Origin of the sequence: Endozoicomonas sp. (assembly GCF_031844845.1) — a bacterium.
Lineage (GTDB): Bacteria > Pseudomonadota > Gammaproteobacteria > Pseudomonadales > Endozoicomonadaceae > Endozoicomonas.
This window is the reverse complement of the sequence record NZ_JAVRMB020000135.1, coordinates 1-5,948: the sequence shown is the minus strand read 5'-3', so window position 1 is coordinate 5,948 and position 5,948 is coordinate 1. Positions and strand designations below refer to the sequence as shown.

Below are 5,948 nucleotides of genomic sequence, written 5' to 3'. Positions count from 1 at the left end.
TGGGCGACAGCGCCAAAGCACTGTTTGACCAGTTGCTGAGCAACGAACCAACTCCGTTGCCAGAAGGGCTGAATGCCGAACTGCGCCCTTATCAACAACGTGGCTTTGAATGGCTGGCGCAGAATGCCCGTATCGGTTTTGGCTCTTTGCTCGCTGACGATATGGGCCTGGGTAAAACCCTGCAGGTGATTGCCTTTCTACTGCATCAGCAGGCAACCGGACAGCTGGAAAAACAGAAAGCGCTGGTGGTTGTTCCCACGTCGCTTCTGACCAACTGGCGGAAGGAAATTGAACGGTTTGCCCCTTCTCTGAAAGCGCAGATTTACCACGGCAGTCAGCGGGAACTGAGCGACAAAGAACACGATATTATTCTCACCAGTTATGGGTTGGCCCGTTCCGACAGTGCCCGGCTGGGTAAGGTGCAATGGCGAACGCTGGTGATTGATGAAGCCCAGAATATCAAGAACCCCACAAGCCAGCAGAGCAAGGCCATCAAAAAACTGAAGGCGGATATCCGTATTGGCATGAGTGGTACACCGGTGGAAAACCGGCTGCGGGAATATTGGAGCCTGTTCGACTTTACCAATAAAGGCTATCTGGGAACTCAGAAGAAATTCACCGAGGAGTTTGCGTCGCCTATCGAAAAGGATCGGGATCAGTCTGCGTTGGATAAATTCCGCAAGCTCACCGGACCATTCATCCTCCGTCGTCTGAAAACCGATAAAAGCATTATCAGTGATCTGCCAGAGAAGGTGGAGAGCAACCGTTACAGTTCTCTGAGTAAGGAGCAGGCTTCCCTCTATCAGAGTACTGTGGATAACATTATGGATGAGCTGAATTCTGCAGATGAAGGGATTGAACGCAAGGGCATTATTTTCAAGCTGCTCAATGCCCTGAAGCAGATCTGTAATTCGCCGGCACAGTTCCTGAAGCATAAACAGGCGATGATCAGCGAGTCCGGCAAGCTGGCCACCTTTATGGACATTATGCGCGAAGCCATGGAGGCTGAAGAGAAAGTACTGATTTTTACCCAGTATACGACCATGGGTAATTTATTGATGGACAGTGTGCAGCGGGAACTGGGTTTGAGTATGCCTTTTCTCCATGGCGGTCTGTCCCGCAAAAAGCGGGATGAGCTGGTGGATAATTTCCAGAACGATTTCCGTACCCGTGGCATGTTTCTATCGTTAAAGGCAGGAGGAACCGGCCTTAACCTGACCGCAGCCAGCCAGGTGATTCATTATGATCTCTGGTGGAATCCGGCGGTAGAAGCCCAGGCCACCGACCGGGCATACCGGATTGGCCAGAAGCGGAATGTTCAGGTACACCGGTTGATTACCGAAAACACCTTCGAGGAGAAGATCGACGCAATGATTCAGGGCAAGAAAGAGCTGGCAGATTTGACCGTAGCCAGCGGTGAGCAGTGGCTGACTGAGCTGTCGGATTCTGAGCTGAAGGCGCTGGTGTCTCTGTGATTTACTGGTGCAGGAAAGCGTTAGAACCCATACCGATACATTGTCGTCATCCCCGCGAAGGAGAGTGTCGCAAAAGGCCTTAAAAGAAGGAACCACAAAGGCACAAAGACACAAAGGAAGACTTTTTCGTTTGTTTGCAGCGCGTAGCGCTGGCAACTCCAAAAAACCTTTGTGCCTTTGTGTCTTTGTGGTTCAAGGCTTAATCTACCTTTTGTAACAGCCTCCTTCGCGGGAAAGACGGAGGAGATGACCTCCTTTCAGGATCTGCTGCCCCGGAGTCATTTATTCGAAAAAGCTACATTGAGTTTCGTGCTATGGCATTCAGCAGGTTGATCTCCTGCGCTGGCATATCGGAGTGTCCGAGCAGCCAACTGACCACAGCGTAATCCCGGCTCTGCTTCTGCCGGTTTTTATTGGTGCTGTAGTGAGCCCACAGTGCCATGCGACCAATACGCTCACCCCATTTTCCCCGGGTGGGTTCAATCACGTCTTTGAAGAAACTGTCGGATTTGTTGAGGTTCAGGATTTTGAACGGGCCAGACATTTCTGGTTCTTCAAACCAGGATTTACCCACCGTAGTTTGTGTCCATTTTGCTGAGCGTTTTTGAATGGACGCAATTTCTTCAGGGGAAGGCATCTCAGGCAATAATGGGCTAAAAAGACTGCTTAACTCCATACTTTCCGGGTTCCAGTTTTCCATACCCAGAAGTTCCATCACCTGAATCACTTCATGGTCAATGACGATGCCGCTTTTCAGATTAAGCGCCAGGAAAAACGGCAGTTGTCTGTGGATAAGTTCGAGAGACACTTTTTCCACAGACGTCTGCTGTTGTTTCATCATCGAGACATACTGCTGTACCTGTTTTTTAGGAGCGGGTGGGGTCACCAGCACATCCACAATGCCTACCGACTCTTTCAGGACAAAAGAGATCAGCCGGTATAACGAGCCCTCACGAGTGGTCAGCATGACACCCTGGGTACCGACCCCGTCAACCGCTGTCATGTAGGTTTCAATGATGTCGTTTTCTGACAGGGGTTTCGGTGGTTTTGGCACCACACCCTTTTTCCGTGCAGCCTGAATCAGTTTGTCAATTTTGCCCTGAACCGGTTTAGCCAGCCAGTTGCGGATTCGGATCAGGCGGGCAAGCGTGACGGGGGTAATGGCCGCAGGGTTATGACTTAAAACGCTGACTATGCTCTTTGCCCGTTCCTGATTATCATCGAGAATCATCAGGGCCGTGCCATTCAACCCTTTTTCAGAGGATATAAGTGCACCGGTAATCATCTCCAGCCCTTCCGGTGGCAGAAAAGCCAGCTGTTCATGCAGGACAGAGACCAGGGAAAATTCATCCGGTATATCTTTGAGCATATTCTGCAGTGATTGCTCTACGGCTTCTGGCGTCAGTTCATCAGGCGCCATCTCGTCGACATTATCCATATGCCACTGATGAATAAAGTCCAGAAATTCCTGAGACAGGAACTGCTTTCGGGTAGAGAGCACGGCAAAAAGTACATTCATGCCATCCGGGTCTAAGGCATTTTTCTGAGCACCGGCGATGATCTGTTGCTCAGTATAATGCCAGAACTCCTGCGCTTCCTTATTGCCCTGTCGAATTTGCATAAAGACTTCCTGACAGCCACAGTTCAGTAGTTCAAAGACGGCGTCCGGGGCATTGGGTAAGGTGTGGTCAAAGCCAAGGTGACAGATATGCTCAAGCAATTCAGAAACATTGGGAAGCTGGCGAAGTGGCAGCCAGTGATCCGGTGGTGAAGGCTGTTGTTTGTAGTCCGGCAAATTGTGAGCGGCATCGGCAATCAGATCACTAACCCAGTCATCGTCATCATGTTCTGCTGCCGGGTTAAGGGCTGTCTCCATTAAGGTATTGAAATCCATTCCTGCAAACGGATGGTTCTCATTACCACCTTTATAAATGCTCAGGTAGTCTTTTCGAATGCTCTCCAGGAAAGTGATGATACGCTCTGCGTGTTTCAGCTGGCGTCGCTGCCCGCCGTTTAACTCACGATGTAAGAGCTGCCAGTAGGCGATCAGTTCGGGAACGATGGTTTTTGCCTGACTGTCAGGGCAGATCATCTTGCGGGGGTAGAGACTCAGCATAATCTCCTCGGCCGCTGCCACATCCAGATCTTTCAGATCCTGGCCAATGTAGTTCAGGTAGAGATTCATGAACATGTGGAACCAGTCACCACCGTTCTTTTTATTGGTTTTGGAAAGCTTCGCGTATTCCGGCGAATTCAGGTAAAAGGGACGGGTTTCATCCAGCCATTGATCCAGCTTCTCATTGGCGGCATCAGGATCTTCGTGTTGATCAATATTGCCTAAACGGAACGGTTTAATAGACATGGAAGAGTGCTCTGGCATCGTTTAAATGAGGCATCATAGAGGCTGGTGGTTGTTTTGCAATTCTGTCGGGTTTAATTTTGTTAACCAGATCGCTGCAAAAGCTTTTTGACAGGTTGAAGGGGTGAGATATGACGACAGGGTTATTGGGTAAGCGTAGTGCCAATACAGTGGTTGTGCTGGATTTTGAAACCACGGGTCTTTCTCCCGATATGGGCGACCGGGCTATCGAAATTGGTGCGGTACTGGTTGAGGATGGTCGTATAACCGATGAGTTTCAGCAGTTGATAAATCCAGGTTTCCGCATTAGTTCGTTTATTGAAAACTACACCGGCATCACCAATGCCATGGTTAAAAGAGCTGACTCCTGCTCTCGGGTGATGAAGGAGTTTGCCAGTTTTATCAGTGGACATAACCTGGTGGCGCATAACGCGTCATTCGACAAAAAGTTCCTGGATGCAGAGATGTCGGTAGCAAGAGCGAGGTATGACGGAACCTTTGCCTGCTCGATGTTAATCGCCAGGCGGCTCTATCAAAATGCGCCCAATCACCAGCTCGGAACTTTGGTGAAATACAACAAGCTGCCGACCAATGGCGTCTTTCACCGGGCGCTGGCCGATGCGGAAATGACAGCCCATCTCTGGCTCAGGATGCTGGAGGATCTTGAAGACCAGCATCGGGTATCGAATGCTTCTTTTGCACTGATGAAAACAGTAGCCCGGACATCAAAAACGGGTGTCGGCGCTTTGTTGGAAAAGCAGGGATCCAGGGTTGCCGTTTAAGTTTGTACGATCAAAATAATATTGGGGAAGTGGTTTACAGCCAATGAAAAAGTTAGCCGCCATCATTATTTTTGCTGTCATGGGCTGGTATGGATTTCAGTATTACCAACAGAATGGTTTTCCTTTTCTGGACGGTTCAACAGCCAGCAGATCAGACAATAGTTCCTCTGCCGGGATGACCAAATGTATCACCAAAGAGGGGGAGGTGATCTATGGCATTGTGCCCAGCGGCACGGTTTGTGAAAAGATTGAGCTTGTGAAAGGCGCTCTGACCATTGTTTCCAGTGACTACTCTGGCTCTACTTCTGATGCTGCTACAGGTCAGGATAATCAACATGAAAGCCGGGTCGCATTGGCCAGAAGCCAGCTCAGGTCTTTATCCACCGGTTATAGCTGCAGTGGCAAACAATACTGCTCACAGATGCGATCTTGTGAAGAAGCTGTCTTCTATCTGAACAACTGCCCAAATACCAAAATGGACAGTGACGGTGATGGCTCTCCCTGCGAACGGCAGTTTTGTGGTGGGTGATACGGCTTAAAACTGGAAAGAAAACTTATGAGGGAATGTTTGCCGCACAGGTGAGTGCGCGGCATGAGGAGATATTTTAAAGAAGGTCAGTGTTGTTACTACTGCGCTACTAACTGATGAATCAACCGCGCGGCCAGTCGTGCGGTATGTGCATCAATATCAAAATCCGGACAGGTTTCGGCAATATCGAAAAGTTTGAGCTTGCTGCTGTGTTTGATGCTTTCCAGTAAGGGTTCGACTACCTCCAGGGCAATTCCCCTTGCCGCTGGAGCACTGACTCCGGGAGCCTGTGCGGCCGGAAAGGCATCAATGTCGATGGTCAGATAAACGTGATCCACTTTATTCATAAACTGCTGAAGTTCTTTTTGCAGCGTTGGTAGATTGAGCAATGTCATCTCTTTGTCGGTACGGTAGGTTACACCCAGTTCGTCCGCCCGATTAAATAAGGCCCGGGTATTGCTGCTTTCACTGACGCCCAGGCATAGATAATTAAACGGAATATGCTGTTTGCGGGCATACTCTGCCGCTTGCCAGAACGGCGTTCCGGAGCTGGCACCCACTTCCGGCAGTCGAAGGTCAAAGTGGGCATCAAAGTTGATAATACCCACGCTGAGCGGTGACCCTTTTTTATTTGCAGGTTCTTTTTTAAGGTGTTTCATCAGCCCCTGATAAGATGCCCAGCCAATCTCATGACCACCACCCAGTCCAACCACTAATTGACCATTGTCTAATAGCTCGCGCATCCGTTCGGCGTAATCCAGCTGGGCCTGCTCAAGGTTGTTTCCGGAACAGGTGATATTGCC

Annotated in this window: 5 protein-coding genes; 3 read left to right on the top strand and 2 right to left on the bottom strand. The window is 49.6% G+C overall.

Translation table 11 applies throughout. The annotated features are described in order from the left end of the window. Positions 1-1,475 (top strand): DEAD/DEAH box helicase (locus tag RM811_RS06820; protein ID WP_402522164.1); only part of this gene is annotated, 1,475 nt, incomplete at its 5' end. A gap of 295 nt (positions 1,476-1,770) precedes the next feature. Here the strand turns inward: RM811_RS06820 and RM811_RS06815 are convergent. Continuing rightward, the gene (locus RM811_RS06815) at positions 1,771-3,837 is read right to left on the bottom strand and encodes a hypothetical protein (protein ID WP_402522162.1); all 2,067 of its coding nucleotides are present in this window, start codon (positions 3,835-3,837) and stop codon (positions 1,771-1,773) included. A 128-nt stretch (positions 3,838-3,965) separates the two neighbouring features. Here RM811_RS06815 and RM811_RS06810 point away from each other — a divergent pair, with 128 nt between their 5' ends. Beyond that, a complete protein-coding gene (locus RM811_RS06810) occupies positions 3,966-4,616 on the top strand; it encodes a PolC-type DNA polymerase III (protein ID WP_402522160.1) in 651 nt (216 codons plus the stop codon). Positions 4,617-4,659: 43 nt separating this feature from the next. Then, positions 4,660-5,145 carry an excalibur calcium-binding domain-containing protein gene (locus RM811_RS06805; protein ID WP_402522158.1) on the top strand — a complete coding sequence of 162 codons (486 nt, stop codon included), beginning with the start codon at positions 4,660-4,662 and terminating at the stop codon, positions 5,143-5,145. 98 nt (positions 5,146-5,243) lie between these two features. On the opposite strand, the gene hutG is transcribed toward RM811_RS06805, so the two are convergent. After that, positions 5,244-5,948 (bottom strand): formimidoylglutamase (gene hutG, locus RM811_RS06800; protein WP_402522156.1); only part of this gene is annotated, 705 nt, incomplete at its 5' end.

Coding starts and splice junctions, on each gene's coding strand:
- RM811_RS06815 (WP_402522162.1), bottom strand. CDS start 3,837: ATGTCTATTAAACCGTTCCGTTTAGGCAATATTGATCAACACGAAGAT.
- RM811_RS06810 (WP_402522160.1), top strand. CDS start 3,966: ATGACGACAGGGTTATTGGGTAAGCGTAGTGCCAATACAGTGGTTGTG.
- RM811_RS06805 (WP_402522158.1), top strand. CDS start 4,660: ATGAAAAAGTTAGCCGCCATCATTATTTTTGCTGTCATGGGCTGGTAT.